This window comes from Marinomonas sp. CT5 (assembly GCF_018336975.1).
Lineage (GTDB): Bacteria > Pseudomonadota > Gammaproteobacteria > Pseudomonadales > Marinomonadaceae > Marinomonas.
In genome coordinates, this window is the sequence record NZ_CP025572.1 from 3,695,723 (window position 1) to 3,712,427 (window position 16,705).

Here is a 16,705-nt window from a genome sequence, read left to right on the forward strand (position 1 = left end):
TTTAATTACTCAGAACTACACCTCTAATTCACCACAAACTCGTTTGCTCCTGACTTGGAGGCAGATCTAAAACCCTTTGATAACCTGGCAACAAAGCACTGACTTTTTCATCCAACTGCGCCGCCAAAGTGGGTGCTGCAATATTGTCCGAAGAATGAACAAACACACTTGGAGTCAGACCATCAGACAACCATTGCGACAATTTAGTCGCCCATTGATCTAACCAAAGATCATTTCGAGGTAAATCAGGATGACCAATGAAACGGATAACAGGATGATTTGCGGTAGCAACAGGATGACAAGGCACTCTTGGCTTTTTCTTTTGGGCATCCACCAAGCTTTCACAATACGCCTCTGTCGAAAAAACGGGGCGAGAATCCATAATCACTCGATTCACATTCCGCTCCGCTAAGGACGATAGAAAAGCAGTTTCTGTTTGAGCCTTATCAAAATAGTCGAGATTCCGGACCTCTACAGACAGAGGCGTCGATAACGTCCACATGTCACACAAAGCCAAAATCACTTCTAAGGCCCGTGAGTCACACACAGCCGGAAACTGCAACATAGTGGGTCCCAGCTTATTCTGCAAGGGCTGTAACGAAAGCATAAAAGCAAGCCAATCTTGCTGCACATCATCCCAAGGTCGCTCTATCAAACGATGAGTTACCGTTTGCGGCGCTTTAAAACTGAACTTAAACTCATCGGAAACCGATTCGTACCAGCGCATCAACTGGGCATCGTCCACCTTGGTATAGAAAGTACTCCCCACCTCGACCGTCGAAAATACTTGCGAATATAGGGCAATTCTTTCAGCACTTGGCAATGAAGCAGGATAAAGCCAATTTACCCAAGCTGGATGTTGCCACTGCGCCATACCATAGTAAATTTTCATATTTCAACTTAGCGATGTTTGTCCACATCATTTATGTCATGATTTAAAGGCAAAATAATCATCCACATAGATATCAGGATAGTGCCCTACAATGATAATAAATGTCCGATTAGCCACTAGAATTTACAGGATAAATACCAAAATGCTTAAAAAGAGACACTCAATGCACTAATGAAGAAACACACAACTAGCCACTAATTATTAGAGTATTGCGCTATCAGATTTTCGTAACAGCCGCTCAACCTAGACGATGGAGTCAACTGATTCATGGTCCCAAACACATCAAGACAACGCTGATAAGTCGCATAAATCCGATCAAGCCGACGCATGTTATGGTAACACTCCATAAGGCCCGCATAATAATCTTCTTCAAATGGGTCTATTTCTAACGCCTGCTCATAGTAAGTAATCGCTTCGTCAGATTTATCTTGATCAAGCAAGGTCTGAGCGGCGTAATTGAATAGTTTCGTTACATTACGACTTATACGTATTCGAGAGCGAACCACCCAGCTTGAGTCACCGTCTTCACTGAGAAAAGGAGAATGGCACAATGACACTAGCTCTCGAACGAGGAGCATTTTTTTCGGAGACATTAACAGTCGCTCATCCCAAATACATAATGCATCTACCCAACATTCACGAGAGAAAGAAAGTGTATTATTTTTAGCAACAATATAATTTTCAGACCCTAATGTTTTGCGGAGTCGATAAAGAGTCGTTTTAAATGATTTATAAGCAGCATCACCATCCGAATCCCCCCAGAGGGTATCACAGACTTTTTCTATAGATACATTGTATCCACCTAAAGCAATCAACGCCTTTAATAACTCAAGGGACTTCGGCTGCAAGCTCAATTCAGACTCACCTTCTGACGTTGTCACTATCACCTTAAACGGCTGCAGAGTGTATATTTTTAGGGGAAATGGCCAGAGATGCGAAGTTGACAAAGGGTTATCTGGCACCAAAAGATGCTCAGAAATAATATTCCTTACATACTCTGTCTCTACACCGAAATGCAAAGCTCTTTGGCATAATTCAATAAAGGCGGCCCTTCCTATAAGAGGGATAAAAATAAAGTGTTGGCGACGAGCCAAAGCAAATGCTTCCACTAGCTTGTCAGTGCAATTCTCGTCGGTATTTAACTCAATCCATGCCTCCAAACATAGCGCTTGATATTTTGCATAGGCAGATCCCAACCAATCTTTTTGCTCAAGAGTCTGCAATAAGCTATGGCAGCCTTCAATATCCCCAAGTTCATATTTTATGATGGCCATAATCACCCCTGACCATATCACAGGGAAGCTAGCACCCGATCTAGCAAACAACTCATTGGCATTTTCAATGTCATGCCGAGCTTTATATAAGTCTTTTTTATACAGAGCACACATAGCCGAGAGCGTTAAAATATCGGCCTTACGGACGGGTGGGTATTCAGAATACTGAGCTAATAAGAGCGTAATTTGCTCCTCTGCTTCTGTTATATGTTCGCTTCGGAGTAAAGTCAGAACAAGAATATAGCGAAACCAAAATTCATAGAGACGAATACCTGTACTTAGACCTTCCTGAATCCCCCTTCTACAAATATCAGCTGACTGCTCCCCTTTGCCTAATACATAACCATAATGAAATGCATCAATAACCTGAGTTTGCAATTTCAATAAGGGAATTGACTCAATAAACTCCCTGAGCGGACTCAAGATATCAATCAGATGATAGGTACTATGATCCTCACCAGCAAACCGATAATAAATCATCATGTTATTGCAGGCTTTTATGAGACTGGCCGGAGCTTGGGTACATTGAATATATTTTTTTGCTAACTCTTTCCAACGCTGTTGCAATGGATGATTTAACGCAACAAAGGATGTTGAACACAGCACAACACAAGCAATACTCTCAGCTGCTTTCAAGGTTTCAGGGGTCGGATCTTCAAGCAAGCTTTCTAGACCATAAAGACAATCTTCAAGCAAATGATAATCTCTACCTGAGATAGACAGCGCTTCTAAATACATCCCATAGGCTTCTATAGCAGATGCTTTATCATTATTTTCTATAGAGTGCCTAATCACTTTAAAAAACAGTTCGCACGCCTTTTCAGGCGATGAAAGAAGCTGACTTTTCCCAAGAGTTATCAATAACTTGGGCTCTTTGATAACAAAGTCTTCAGGGATTTTCTCAAACCACTTGAGCAGTTGTTGTATTCGACCTTGCTTAAGGAGAGCTTCTGATTGCTCATTGATTAGTAAGCGAGCTTCATCATAAAAACCATTATTAATGAAAATCTCTATCGCCGATTCAAAAGCGCCCATTTCAGAAAGAATTCGAGCAGAAGTATACGATACCTCCGAAATCTCCTTAGCAGACATGTTCGCTTGAGCATAATTACTTAGAAAAGACTGGAAAAGCGGATGATAACGGTATGTAACTGGATTTCCTTGATGAGACTGAAGAAAAAGATTTTTTCTAACAAACTCTTCTAGATAAATAAAAGATTTTTTAACACCTGATATTTCAAAGGCCATATCAGACGTAAAAAAAGGCATAAACGAAGTTCTAATCAACAATCTTTTTATTTCAGCATTAAAACCAGCAAAAACCTCCAAAGCAAAATAGTCAAAAGCATCTTTTTTCAGAACTTCAACATGACTGTCTTTAGTCAACGGGTTAACCCAATCAGACTCATATATTCTGGACGCAATCAAACGAATTCCTGATACCCACCCACCGGCCTCATGCTGGATATAAGCAAGCACTTCTGGGGAGATCTCACGAGACAGTTCCAGCTCAAGAAGCTGCTTAGTATCGGCTTGGGAAAACTGAATGTCCTGCCAATCCAAATGTGTCATTTTATGAGTGGCTTTAAGCGTCAAATAGGCTTGTGGCGATGAATGCCTACTTATAACAACAAAACGAAATTGATGATCTGGATGTTCCAAAACCGTATTAATCACTTCATGCACAGGCGAACTATCAGTCAGTTCATGATAGTCATCGAGCACAAATGTCGCGGTATCATTGGGAAAAACAGCCAGTAGAGAGTTAAAGAAATTGACAGCGAAAGTGGCCGGCGCCAATGAGTATTCCTGTGTAAAAGCCTGCAGTTCTCTCGCATCATCCGGAAATGAATGACGTGCAGCCAGTGCTAAATTATAAAAGAATGTTCCTAAGGAAGAATCTGATTCCTCAAGCCTCAACCAAATATGTGGTGTTTTAGATTGATCTAGCCAGTCAGCTACCAGCGTAGTTTTCCCAGATCCTCCTGGCGCAGATACCCAAATAAGATCCGAAGACACTGAATCAAGGTAATTCAGTAGTTTTCTGCGATGAAAAACTGTTGTGGAACGAGGAGCGATTAGCTTGTTATTGACACTATACCTAATTGTAGACGCTTCATCCGTTGACATACATATCCTACACTAGCCGCCTTCTTTTCATTATGCTTTATATACAAAATTAACCATCAGAGGAATACATAGCTAGGTGCCGCTTTAGTATAAATAAAGACAAATCATTGATTGACAATAGTAAAAGTACTGAATCGACACTGACTAAACACAGAAATGGTAACACATATATGAATATGTGTTTATAGCAAGGAAATTTTGGGTAAGAAGCGCCGTAAACGCTGGAAATTGCCTAAAAAGAAGACACCAATCTTAAGGTTTTCCAGCCACTTAAACCGAAAGAAGTTGATACCCTTCACGATTTTTTTGATATGTAATGCCTTGAACGTCGAGACTACACCGCCGAAGCAAGAGAATAACGTCAGCGCAGTACTTGCTTTACTCTTTTTTATCCAATGATGTCATTGCTTGAGTAAAGCCCATCCAAGACAATGGAATAGCAATTTCTTGCCCATTCGCACTGATAAATTTCAGCTGACCAGCGATTCCAGCACTCATCTGGGCGCGCATTTTGTTATCCAGCTTGGTAACGGCAACACAACCACTTGGTAGGCAGCGAGTCAGAGTCAGGTCAAATCCATCGGCTTTCTTTTTTGTCTCTTTGGCTTCACTATCAATCACAATCTGAACACGACCTGGAATAGACACATTTACGGGTATCACTGTTGTCACAGTGAAGTCTTTTTGGCCTGGTAAACGCCCAATGGCCATTTGCATCACAGGGCGAGATTGCCCTTGTATCTGAGCCGATTGCACAATTTCACAACTCGCATCATCCGCCTGATCATCCGCCTGATCATCCTTGCCATTAGATGGGCTAGGTAATTGCACGCAATGCAACACCCAATTGCCATACGTTGCCGTCGTTTCTAACGGTTTATTTGAAACAGCGGCTTGCTTAGCAGACTCCGCAGCCGTAACAAGAGGTGCAGTAAACACCATAGTTGCGGCACACAGTGCCATAGTGATATGAGAAAGGCGGATACTTATTTTGGTCATTCTATTAGCGCTCATTATTTAAACAAATAAAAAATAGCACCGTCATTTATGCGGCAGAGCAAGGTATTCATGGGTTAATACACCAATCAGAACTGGGCGAGCCAGCGCAGATTAAAACGATTGTCCGACGAACCATTGTCTTGGTTGCCATGGGCGTATTCCAACGTCAAAGTAGTTCCCAATGAAGACGCTTTTTGCGACACACCAAAACGCAAGCCAAGTCCAAACGCGTTGGCATGGTTCGTTGCATTTTCTAGTGCGGTCGCGTTTTCCAACTTAGTAAAACCTGCTGCACCAAACACGTAAGGTGCCACCGCCGCTCCCAACGAGGGGAAGGACGTTGGAGCAGGCAAAACCAACGGCCAAGTCAATTCGGTGCGCACCATGGCACCTGAATCCCCCATCAATGCACCGCCGTCAAAGGCAGACAGCCCATCAAAGCCACCCAAACCAAATTGTTCAGAAGACGCCATCACATGACCAAAAGAGGTTTGTCCTTTTACGGCCACAGACCATTGCACTTGCTTATCCGCCAAGCCTTGTGAATAGTGACCACTCAGCTCCAACTTGCTGAAGTCCGGTTCCGCACCACTGCGTGACATAGGCAACGCGGTGGTTCCCTGCCGAGCTCCCAAGCGGTCTAGGCCAAAAGACACGGTCGCATTACCCGAAATGAAACTCCCCCATGTTGTGTATAAGTCAGCATTTTGCGTGAAGCGCAGTACGCGAAGCTTGTCTTGAGTCCAATTCGAGCGAGTCGTGCTTGTCTCTACTTTTTGAGTTTCGTTTGACATACCAAAACCAATTTCCGAACTGGTGTTAAAATGACGGCTGCGAATCCAGTTGTAACCAAGCTTGGTGGCGAAGCGTTGATACTCATCGAGCATAGTAAAACTAAGATCAGACGTTGGATGAGTACGACTGTCCACTCCTTCTACATTCAGCCACAAGCCATTGATAGACAGCGGCAAGGTAAAACCTGCCACCATTTGACGGTTACGCGGGTCGCTATCAGATACACCATTTTTAGTGCCCCAATAGCCTCCTAATTGCACATACCCCACCTCCCCAAGACCCAACATATTGTTAAAGTTGGCTCCAAAACTGGCATTATTGTTACCCAGTCCATCGCTCAAGCTATTATCAAAAGACGCATTAAACGAGATGGGATTAGCACGTCCATCGACCACAATCACAGTACCTCCCTTCTCCTCACCCGCTTTGAGTGTAGATTGCATCAACACACCGGGAATATCGCCAGCCAACAACAAGCGACGCTCTAGTTCGCGATTGGTCAGCGCACGATTGCCTACCAAAGGTTGCAACACCGCTTCGATACGACGACGAGCAGTATCTTCAAAAGCGGTGGCATCAATACTTTCCACATACCCCAGCGTAACGATCAACTTCAGCGCCATACCGTCAACAATGGTTTGTGGTGGTAGCGTCACTCGCGCCAACAGATAGCCTGCTTTCACATAGGCGGCCTCCAAGGCTTGAGCAGCCGCAAACAACGCACGACCACTCACGCGTTGGTCTTTGATCGACGCCTCGATAACGGCCGTCTCAGCTTGTAGCTCAGGCAATTGCCCTTCGACTGTCAACCCCGATGGCTTCACAAACAATGTGTCCGCCCCCGCTGGCGCCGTTAAGTTTGACGTGGCAGGTAAATCCAAACTGCCTTGCGCTGGGCTGGTCACCTCAGGCGCATAACTGGGCTGAGTCACTTGACTGGCCGTTTCTGCGAACACCGACAAAGGCAAAGCGGTTAAGCCAGCCACAAAAAGCGCCGTCGCAATAGAGGTAAATTTGTCCCAAAACATCATAAAATTATTTTTAACCTTACTTTTCCAGACTCGAATTAATTTGCCACTTTTAGTTACAAGAGACAGCAAAGTCACTGCCAGCAAAACACACAGCACCAGAAAGACGCTTATCTTGCGTAAACTCACCATCGCCATCCGACCCTGAATCTCCCGACTGAGACTGAGCACTTGGCACAAAACTGCCTGGTGTAAAGGCGAAACTATTGGTGATCCAGCCGACATCTGATTGTGATGTGGGCATTAGCGTCGTTGGCGCTGCAGCAGAAATAACTAACTTACCGGAGACGTAGGAAATGTCGTAGTTACCGGACGTCAAACCCGATGCTGTAATGTCATAGCTGCCCGCATTGGTTGCTCCTTGGGAAGTACCGCCATAGGCCAGTGAACCGCCCAAAACCGCGTTGGTTTCGCCATTCACCCAACCGGTGTAGGTCACGCCATTGCCGCCTGTATAGGCTTTGCCGTCGTACGTCTTAGACGCATCGCTGGCCGTCACCGACAGCGCCGCTTTGTTAATAGTCAGCGTGCCGGATTTTGTGGATATATCGTACCCCCGTTGGGAAGAGTACAATCCGCTCATTGACATGGCTAGGTTTGAACCACTATAGCTACCAGCATTTTTGCTGTTAGCGGTATATTGATACTGTGCCGTGCCATTGACCAGTGACGTATCATAATTGGTATCGCTGTAAGTCACGGTACCCACATTCGTTGAAGTGGCACTGCCGTCGTAGGTTTTGCTGGCAGTGCCACCCGTGATGGTCAACCCAGTCATAAAGCTGCGTAATAGTGGCGCGGTATAACCATCATAAATACGCCAAACCTTTCCCGTACCACCTTCATCATCAATGTCCCAATCCGTGAAGCTCGATAGTTTTTTCATCTCTGCCGTGGTCAGACCCTTATCACCACGCGACGAAACGTTTTGACCTGTGCTCTCTGTATCCCAAAAGGATGAAGTGATCGTGCCACTACCATTGAACCCCACAAGGCTGCCGAGAGAACTATTACCAGTCACAGCCCCGGTGGCATAGGCGTTGTTAATGGTGCCGTTAACAAGATACCCAACAAGGCCGCCGACAGCGGCGTAGCCGCCAGTTACCGTCACTGCCCCAGTGGCATAGGCGTTGCTAACGGTGCCGCCAAAGAGCCCTCCAACAAGGCCGCCGACAGAAGCTTTGCCCGTCACCGTTCCAGTCGCATAGGTGTTGTTAGTGGTGCCGAAATTCTTCCCCACAAGGCCGCCGACGTTGTCCTGTCCCTTAATACTGCCGCCTTCAAGGCCCACATTGCGGATAGTGGAGCCTGCTTTGACATAACCAAACAGGCCAACATAGTCCATAGTAGAACGATTGATAGTGAGGTTGGAAATCACATGGCTTTGGCCATCGAAGGTGCCAGTGAATTGAGTAGAGTTATTGCCCAAAGGCACGAAACCGCCGCTACCCCAAATACTAGCAGCCCTGTAAGTGTCACTTGCGGCATTGGTTGCCGATGCGTCGATATCATGAGTCAAATGATAGGTACCAGAAAGATTGGCACCAATTAGCGCCAGTTGATGAAGGTTCGATACCGAAATTACGCCACCCACTGCCGTGGCCGCTTCCGAACGCAAAATAGGCCGCATGTCTGCCGCTTGATACCAGTCGGTGCTAAAATCCCAGCCAGTATAATTACTGCTATTACGGGCCTGCTCTGTAGTCAGCCCCGTCCCCCCCGCCGAACTGGCTTGTCCCGTGGTCTCGGTATCCCAAAAGGATGAATTGGTCGTACCGCCTTGATCCTTCCCCAAGAGGCCGCCGACATTGGAGCTGCCCGTCACTTTCCCGGTGGCATAAGCATTGCTAATTTTAAACGATCCGTTAACCCCCACGAGACCTCCGACTTGATCAGTAGCTGTCACCGCCCCGGTGGCATAGGCATTACTGATATTGTTGGAGGCAGCCCCCAAGAGACCTCCGACGAACTTAGTTCCCGTCACCGCTCCCGTCGCATAGGCGTTGCTGACTACACCTCTACCTATGAGGCCACCGACGTAGTCAGTTCCCGTCACCGCTCCAGTGGCATAAACGTTGTTGGCTGTGCCTGTATTCTGCCCCATAAGACCGCCGACGTAGTTCCTTCCCATCACCGTTCCAGTCGCATAAGCGTTGTTAGTGGTGCCGAAACTTTGCCCCACAAGGCCGCCGACCTTGTCATGCCCCTTAATACTGCCGCCTTCAAGGCCAACATTGCGTATAATAGAGCCAGTATTGGTATAACCAAACAGGCCAACATAGTCCGTAGTAGAACGATTGATAGTGAGGTTGGAAATCACATGGCTTTGGCCATCGAAAGTGCCAGTGAATTGAGTAGAGTTATTGCCCAAAGGCACGAAGCCTGCCCCGCTGTTCCAGCTTGCTGTGGCGCTGGCGTCGATATCTTTGCTGAGGGCGTAGGTGCCAGCCAAATTGGTGTTGATGTCTTGCAGATTTTGCAGTGTGTTCACCAGCATATAAGCCGTGGCTGTGGTGCTGGAGCCCATGTTGCCGGAATAGTCCGTGGTTGAAGTATAGCTGGTTGGGTTGTAATAAATGCTCACTCCGCCCGTTGCGGTGGCTTTGATGCCTGAACCAAAGGCCACTGTACCATTACCTGTGCCCGAATTATCCGAACGCAGCACGATTTTAGCCCCCGCACCGCCAGAGAGATTGGCATTAAGCGTAATGTTGCGATACGCCGACAGCTCTAGGGTTGAACCACTGGTCCATGTTACGTCGTTTGCTACCGTGATATCGCCAGCTTGTGTGCCCGCAGAACCGGCACCGCCAGTAGTGATAGTCACATTGGCTGCGCCCAAGGCGGTTTCCAGAGTGCCAACATTAATCACACTGTCATCACCGGTGGCGCTGGTGCCAGAGGAATTTGAAGCCGTATTGCTGGAAATGGTGATGTTATACGGGTCTAACAGCAAGGTACCAAAGCCGCCGGGTCCGCTTAAATTGGTGAAGCCGTTGTAGGCAAGGGTTGCCTTGCCGGAGACTTCCGCATCGCCGCCCTTGCCAGTGTCTGCACCAAGTGCAGTGATTAGGCCATCAAAGGTGGTCAAATCGTCCGACCAAACAATGACCTTGCCGCCATTGCCACTTTGGGTAGCATCGGCGCGGATCACACTGGTTGTATCGACGCGGGTGGTATCTGCTCGTTGAGTATTGCCTGTGCCTTGGTAATCACCGCCAATCTTAATGTTACCGCCACCGGCGGCACCCGACGCATCGATAGTGGCGTCGTTTAGGGCGATATTTTTACCTGTCACCGTGATGTCGCCACCTTTGCCATTGGCAGACGTGGCTGTGACCGTGCCAGACAAAGTTACGTCGCCGCCTTGGCCACCACCGATAATGATTTTGCCATCCTGACCGGACACGCTGTTCGCTTCAACTACACCTGAAAGGTTGATGACATGGCGCGCGGCATCGCGAGCACTCGCCACCGAGATCAACACCGTACCGCCGTCAGCAGACAATATGCCTTGGTTGTCGATTAATGCGCTGTTGTCTTCGGCCTCTGCCTTGGTTGGTAAAGCGACTTTCAAAAAACCATCACCCGAGAAGTTGAGCGTCACTTGCTCACCAGAACCAAGGCCTATTTTACCAAGCGGAACGGCAATCTGGCCGCTGTTCTGCACGGTTCCACCGATCAACGCCGCATAGCCACCGCGACCCACAGTAATAATACCTGCATTGTTGACACCCGCCGACGCACCATCACCTTTAAAAACAAAACTGTCGTTCAAAAAATCTTTATCGGAGATATTCAGGGTGGACCCCACAAAGCCACCACCCACTTTAACCGAACCCGCTGAGGTAATGGCGATGCCGTTGGGGTTGATCAGAAACACCTGACCATTCGCATTAATAGAGCCTGCGATGGTCGAGGTGGTTGAGCCAGTCACTCGGTTCAAAATCGCTGAAGCGCTACCCGGCTGGACAAAATTGACGGCTGCCTCTTTACCGACCGAAAAACTGCCCCAGTTAACAATGGCTTTATCCGAACCTTGGGTAACTGTCATGGTATTGCCTGACGTACCTATGGAGACTTGTCCTGCGGCAATGTTTCCACCAACGGGTAAGGCTGGCTGCTGGCCATAGGCCACTATCGATGTGACACTACCCAATATTAACGCCATGGTTTGAGTGAGTAGACTCTTTTGGAAGGGCCCAACGGATCTTGAACAGGTATCAACAGAAGCGCTTTTACTACTGGAAGTGCGAGAGCAAGAGCGCACATTCTCAGCCACCACCATAAACATAGAGCGACAATAGCTCCACACAACACGATAACGATGATTCATAGTAATTACCTACTTACCAAAGACAAATTATTCTAATTCTAAGGAAAGAAAGGTAACAAAATGGTCACAGAATGGTTTGAAATGGCTATTTTTTGAATTTTTTTTCGGTGATATTAGCCATTCACCGTCAACCAACTGACTTGATAGTTAATATCCCATATAGACTCTTAGCTAATGAATTAAAAAATTTATCTTGATCGCTCCTAATGACATAACCACGAAGTGAAGATTCACTTACTTCTCGTATTGAATATCTAAAACATACCAAGACTTTTCGCCAGCGGGAGCTCGAACAACAACGTCATCATCCACTTGCTTTCCTAGACAAGCCTTAGCCATCGGAGAATCTATCGAGATGTAGTCGTCACGTCCGTAGATTTCTTCACCTCCAACAATCCTAAAACGCAGTGTATTTTCATCATCATCCTCTAGCGTAACCCATGCCCCAAAAAAAATTTTCCCATCTTGCTGAGGGTGATAATCGACTATTTGAATATCTTCGAGAACTTTTCGAAGAAAGCGAACTCTTCGATCTATTTCTCGCAAGCGACGTTTATTATATTGGTAATCTGCATTTTCAGATCTGTCACCAAGTCCTGCGGCCCACGTCACAATTTCAGTTATTTTTGGCCGCTCCTTTCGCCATAAAAAATCCACTTCCTCTTTGAGTTTTTGATGTCCTTCACGGGTGATGAGCTTTGCTCGCATAATGACTTCCAATATTGCTACTTAGATAAAATTAAAACATTCAAAGCGTATTTAAATGAAACACAAAAAATGCCGCCAGCGGTTGCTTGGCGGCATTACACATTCTACAAATATAAAATACTAAAGCTATGGCAGCTTACGACTCTTGCTTATGCACATGCACATCCATTTGTGGATATGGAATACCAACTCCACGCTCATCAAAGGTGTATTTTATTTTCTCCAAAAGATCCGCTCTTACTGCCCAGTAATCACCCGACGCCACCCAAGGGCGCAAGAAGAAATTAACAGAACTATCGGCCAACTCAGAAACCGCAATCAAACAAGCTGGATCCTTCAAAATGCGCTCATCAGCATTTACAATCTCTTCCATAATTTGCTTCGCCAAGCGAATATCAGCATCATAACTTATACCAATAACAAGGTCTAAGCGGCGAGTCGCCTCGCGAGAGAAATTAACAATAGAGCCATTCATCACTGAAGAGTTTGGTACTATGATGACACGATTGTCTGGCGTTCTAAGATAGGTATGAAATAGTTCTATTCGATTTACCGTCCCCATTTGACCACCTGCATCAATAAAGTCTCCAGAACGAAACGGGCGTAAAAGAATTATAAGTACTCCTGATGCAAAATTAGATAATGACCCTTGTAAAGCAAGACCCACAGCTAAACCAGCCGCACCAAGAATGGCAATAAACGATGTTGTTTCAACACCAATTTGCCCTAATGCCATTAGTGCTACACCCGCGAACATTAAGGCATACAAAATGCTCGAAGCAAAGCCAGCAACCGCTTGATCAACAGATGCTTTTAGCAATCGGTTTTCACACCAGTGAGATACTTTGGAAGCAATAAATTTGCCCATAAAGAAAATAACAAGACCAACCACCAAGTTGATAGCCATATCAACCAACCAAGGCAGCATCTCTGTCCCTTGATTTAATAAAGCTTCTACCTCATTCATAATACTTAAACCCTATGCTGTAAAATTAAAGAATTGAATCAAACTAAGTAATTCGTTTTATGCTGCCACTCATCTAGTAGCAATTCCAGTTGAGAGATTCCTTTTTTATTAAAAGACATACAAGCTTGACCATTAATGGTTTGCGTACCTTTCACTCCATCCTCATCAATTTCTAAACACTGCTCTCTAAGTTCATCCAACGCTTCGTCATCTCTCATCGTCATTCCTAAAAAAGCATGCCATTCATATTCAGGTAACACACCTTGAATCGCCTTTTGGAGCAAGGTGACACATTGGTCTTGCGTTAACCTATAGTAGGGTACTTTGGATTGATGACGAATATAAAACCACACTAAGAACACCAGCAATAAAAACAAAAAACTGGTAGAAACCAATAATTGTAGCCACATTATTTGAAATCGTACTCTAGCAAGGCCAATCTAGCCTTTTGTAATTGATCGGCATGTTCAGACTCATAGCTTTCCATTTCGGAACGAAACTTCATTCGAGCAGGCTTTGGCAATTCGCTCCATTGACTATGGGTAGGAATATGTTGGGTTTTCTCATTAATGATATAGAAAGCTGAAATATCTTCATGCTCGGAAAAGTCTTCACTCAGTTGGTCAAGCAAATGCTTAATCCGAATACTGGCCTCTATCCAATTCAATTCTTCCGTTCCGGCGGCTTTTAACAAAACCCGAATACTGTCAATTCTCTTTTGACGCTCTTCATTAAAACGCTCTTCACCAGCACGAATTTTTTCTTCTCGTGCTTTGTTTAACTTTAGTTGATGACGAATAAACCAAAGAGAAACGACAATCACACCAAGACAACAAAGCAAAACAATCATAAACGCTGTAAAAGACATAAAAAATCCAATTTAACAAAATACAAACAGGCTATAAACCAAGGTCAACAAGCACCAACAAATCGTTATATAACTCGGGCGAAGACACCAAAAGCCCCTCTCCATTAACGACATCAGGCCATGTAGCAGTATGGGATAAATAATATCCCACTTTGGCTCCCGCCTCTTCAGCGATTAACGTTCCCGCCGCCATATCCCAAGGCTTAACACTTTCAAAATACGCGTCTAATCGACCAGCAGCGACCCAACATAAATCCAACGCCGCCGAACCATTACGACGTACATCCTGACAGTGATGTAAAATACGCGAGACTCTTTCAATAATAGGAGTCAGTGCTGTTTTTTGATAAGGAAACCCTGTCGCCACAAGAGCATTCCTTAACTCTTTCGCTCCTGAAACGGCCAAAGGTTTATCGTTACAGAAAGCCCCTGATCCTTTTAGAGCCCAAAAGCACTCTTTTAAAAACGGCGCATTCACCACGCCTAAAATGCGCTGTTCGCCAATATAAAGTCCAATAGATACTGCGACATGATGATGACCATGGGCAAAATTTACCGTCCCATCAATGGGATCAATCACCCAGACAGGAATGTCTTCGCCAATATTACCTAGATCCATACTAGGCGAAGATTCTTCTGACAAAATACGGTGAGATGGGTAACTTTCAAGGATGCAACTACAAATATACTGATCAACCGCAATATCCGTCGAGGTAACCAATTCATGATGCATTTTATAGTCGCGAACGAAATTTGAACTCTCTCGCGCCTCGACGATCATCTCGCCAGCTTTCACCGCTAAAGTTTTCGCAAACTCCAGCCATTCTTCATAGTTTTCAGACACAAATATTCCTTAACAAATGAGAGAAAATAGCTAGACTGTTACGCCAAACGTTCATTCAACCAATGAGAAATATCCTGCACTTGTTCAGGACAAACGGAATGCGGCATGTCATAGGATTGATACGAAACAGAATACCCTTTAGATACCAAAAGATCTCTTGCTTGAACGCCTAACACTGGCGCCACGACAGGATCTTGCGAGCCATGATGAATTAAAATTGGCGTTTGACCATTAGGGCAATCGCTCGCCTCAGGAAGGTTATCACTATTAACCAAGTAAGTGGATAGTTCAAGAATGCCCGCCAAAACATGCTTCGTGCGTAATGCTGTTTGATAAGCGATGACACCACCTTGGGAAAATCCAGCCAGTATAATTCGGTTCGGAGCAATTCCTTTATCGATTTGGTCTTGAATCAATTGCTCCACTTGCAAACAAGATTCTTCGATATTTTCCATATCGACTTTTCTTTCTAGTGTCATTTCATAAATGTCATACCAAGCACGCATTTCCATGCCGCCATTAACGGTAACAGGACGACGTGGTGCATGAGGAAACACAAAACGCACCTTTAAGGTCGGTAATAAAGACAAAGCAGGCACCAAAGACTCAAAATCATGACCATCTGACCCTAGGCCATGCAACCAAATAATGGCAGAGTCCGGCTGCTCGTTTGTCTCTACCAAAACGGATGGCAATAACTCAGTCATATTTCAACACTCCAAAAAAATAGGCTAGCGTACTATACCCTAGCCTATCATATTGATTTTTTTCACTCGACATTTAGAACATGCTACTGCCTGTAAAACTTACTCATACTATCAGTGCTCAATAGGAAAACGCATGTCCACAACGTCTTGTTTTTCATTCAATTTAAACAGCACATCGGCTTTACTTGGCATCACCGCCAACATATGGCGAGTTAATCGCTCATAATACTGCATAAAACGCTTCAACTCTTTTGAAGACATCACTTTCAAATCAATGGTATCAAGTAAAATGCCATGAATATCATGTAGGTGACTTTCCAACACCCGCTCCTGCTTATTGCGCCATTCATAAACGACATCGTAACTTGGTGCCTGCATCCAGGCCATCAAATCAATTTGTGAAAACAGTGACTTATAAACTCCCTGCAAAAGCTCATTGACAGTGTTGCGCCAAACACCATCCGCATCCATTTCAGCCTCTAGATTGTTTAGCGGTTTATCCATTCCCTCCGTCATCGGTGGTGCCCCAACGCACCAACCCTCAAATAAAACCACATCCACTGGGCCCTGAATTTCTTGCCATAATTGAACTGACTTTCGATCATCAATGGATTTATCAAAGCGAGGAAATTTCATCACCTCCCCCTCTTTAAGATCTTTCAAGCGTTCAAAAAGAGAAAGAGCAAAACTGACATCATGCGTACCTGGCACCCCTCGAACAGAAAACATGGGCGTGGTTTCATCTGCAAATTTCAAGCGATCATGCCGAGTGCTGTACATATCATCCAGACTAATGACCACACTATTAAGATCAAAGCCCTTATTTAATATACGGCTTATCACACTGCAGAATGTCGTTTTTCCACACCCTTGCGCCCCACCAACACCTACGATTAAAGGCCCCTTACCTAAATGAACCTTTTGACTTAGCCAATTTGAAAAAGGTAGATACAATTCATCCATTTGATCAACCAAAGAAGCATCGGCATACAAACAGCTCAGTGTTTGCTCCACATCAAACCGCAACCTATGCGACAGGGAACTGGGCATACTTAGGTTTGTAAAATCAAACTTACTCTGTTGTTTCAACATAATGAGCACCTCCGAATTATCCACCTTAAGTATAGTATGCAACTCAAAAATTGATCAATTTTTAC

The 16,705-nt window shown here is 45.1% G+C and carries 12 protein-coding genes; all 12 read right to left on the minus strand.

Annotated features, from left to right (window positions below):
- Positions 1-28: 28 nt before the first annotated feature.
- The 12 genes from C0J08_RS17725 to C0J08_RS17780 all read right to left on the minus strand — a co-directional run bounded on the left by C0J08_RS17725 (position 29) and on the right by C0J08_RS17780 (position 16,640).
- Positions 29-892 (minus strand): DUF72 domain-containing protein, encoded by an 864-nt coding sequence (locus C0J08_RS17725; RefSeq protein ID WP_212653228.1) that lies wholly within the window; start codon positions 890-892, stop codon positions 29-31.
- A gap of 194 nt (positions 893-1,086) precedes the next feature.
- Positions 1,087-4,296: an AfsR/SARP family transcriptional regulator gene (locus tag C0J08_RS17730; RefSeq protein WP_212653229.1), complete on the minus strand. Its 3,210-nt coding sequence runs from the start codon at positions 4,294-4,296 to the stop codon at positions 1,087-1,089.
- A gap of 378 nt (positions 4,297-4,674) precedes the next feature.
- Complete coding sequence (locus tag C0J08_RS17735; protein ID WP_212653230.1) at positions 4,675-5,295, minus strand: invasion associated locus B family protein; 621 nt, start codon at positions 5,293-5,295, stop codon at positions 4,675-4,677.
- Positions 5,296-5,381: 86 nt separating this feature from the next.
- Positions 5,382-7,256, minus strand: coding sequence for a ShlB/FhaC/HecB family hemolysin secretion/activation protein (locus C0J08_RS17740; RefSeq protein ID WP_249344360.1), 1,875 nt, complete (start codon positions 7,254-7,256; stop codon positions 5,382-5,384).
- Positions 7,171-11,454 carry a two-partner secretion domain-containing protein gene (locus C0J08_RS17745; RefSeq protein ID WP_212653232.1) on the minus strand — a complete coding sequence of 1,428 codons (4,284 nt, stop codon included), beginning with the start codon at positions 11,452-11,454 and terminating at the stop codon, positions 7,171-7,173. The genes C0J08_RS17740 and C0J08_RS17745 overlap by 86 nt, the downstream gene beginning before the upstream one ends.
- A 234-nt stretch (positions 11,455-11,688) precedes the next feature.
- Positions 11,689-12,162, minus strand: coding sequence for a transcription elongation factor GreB (greB, locus tag C0J08_RS17750; RefSeq protein ID WP_212653233.1), 474 nt, complete (start codon positions 12,160-12,162; stop codon positions 11,689-11,691).
- Between the two features lie 136 nt (positions 12,163-12,298).
- On the minus strand, positions 12,299-13,129 hold the full coding sequence (locus C0J08_RS17755) for a mechanosensitive ion channel family protein (protein WP_212653234.1): 831 nt from the start codon (positions 13,127-13,129) through the stop codon (positions 12,299-12,301).
- Positions 13,130-13,167: 38 nt separating this feature from the next.
- Positions 13,168-13,539 (minus strand): hypothetical protein, encoded by a 372-nt coding sequence (locus C0J08_RS17760; RefSeq protein WP_212653235.1) that lies wholly within the window; start codon positions 13,537-13,539, stop codon positions 13,168-13,170.
- Positions 13,539-13,997 (minus strand): DUF2489 domain-containing protein, encoded by a 459-nt coding sequence (locus tag C0J08_RS17765; RefSeq protein WP_212653236.1) that lies wholly within the window; start codon positions 13,995-13,997, stop codon positions 13,539-13,541. The genes C0J08_RS17760 and C0J08_RS17765 overlap by 1 nt, the downstream gene beginning before the upstream one ends.
- A 31-nt stretch (positions 13,998-14,028) precedes the next feature.
- A complete protein-coding gene (locus tag C0J08_RS17770; protein ID WP_212653237.1) occupies positions 14,029-14,841 on the minus strand; it encodes an inositol monophosphatase family protein in 813 nt (270 codons plus the stop codon).
- 38 nt (positions 14,842-14,879) lie between these two features.
- The gene (locus C0J08_RS17775; protein WP_212653238.1) at positions 14,880-15,548 is read right to left on the minus strand and encodes an alpha/beta hydrolase; all 669 of its coding nucleotides are present in this window, start codon (positions 15,546-15,548) and stop codon (positions 14,880-14,882) included.
- A gap of 111 nt (positions 15,549-15,659) precedes the next feature.
- A complete protein-coding gene (locus C0J08_RS17780) occupies positions 15,660-16,640 on the minus strand; it encodes a hypothetical protein (protein ID WP_212653239.1) in 981 nt (326 codons plus the stop codon).
- Positions 16,641-16,705 lie beyond the last annotated feature (65 nt).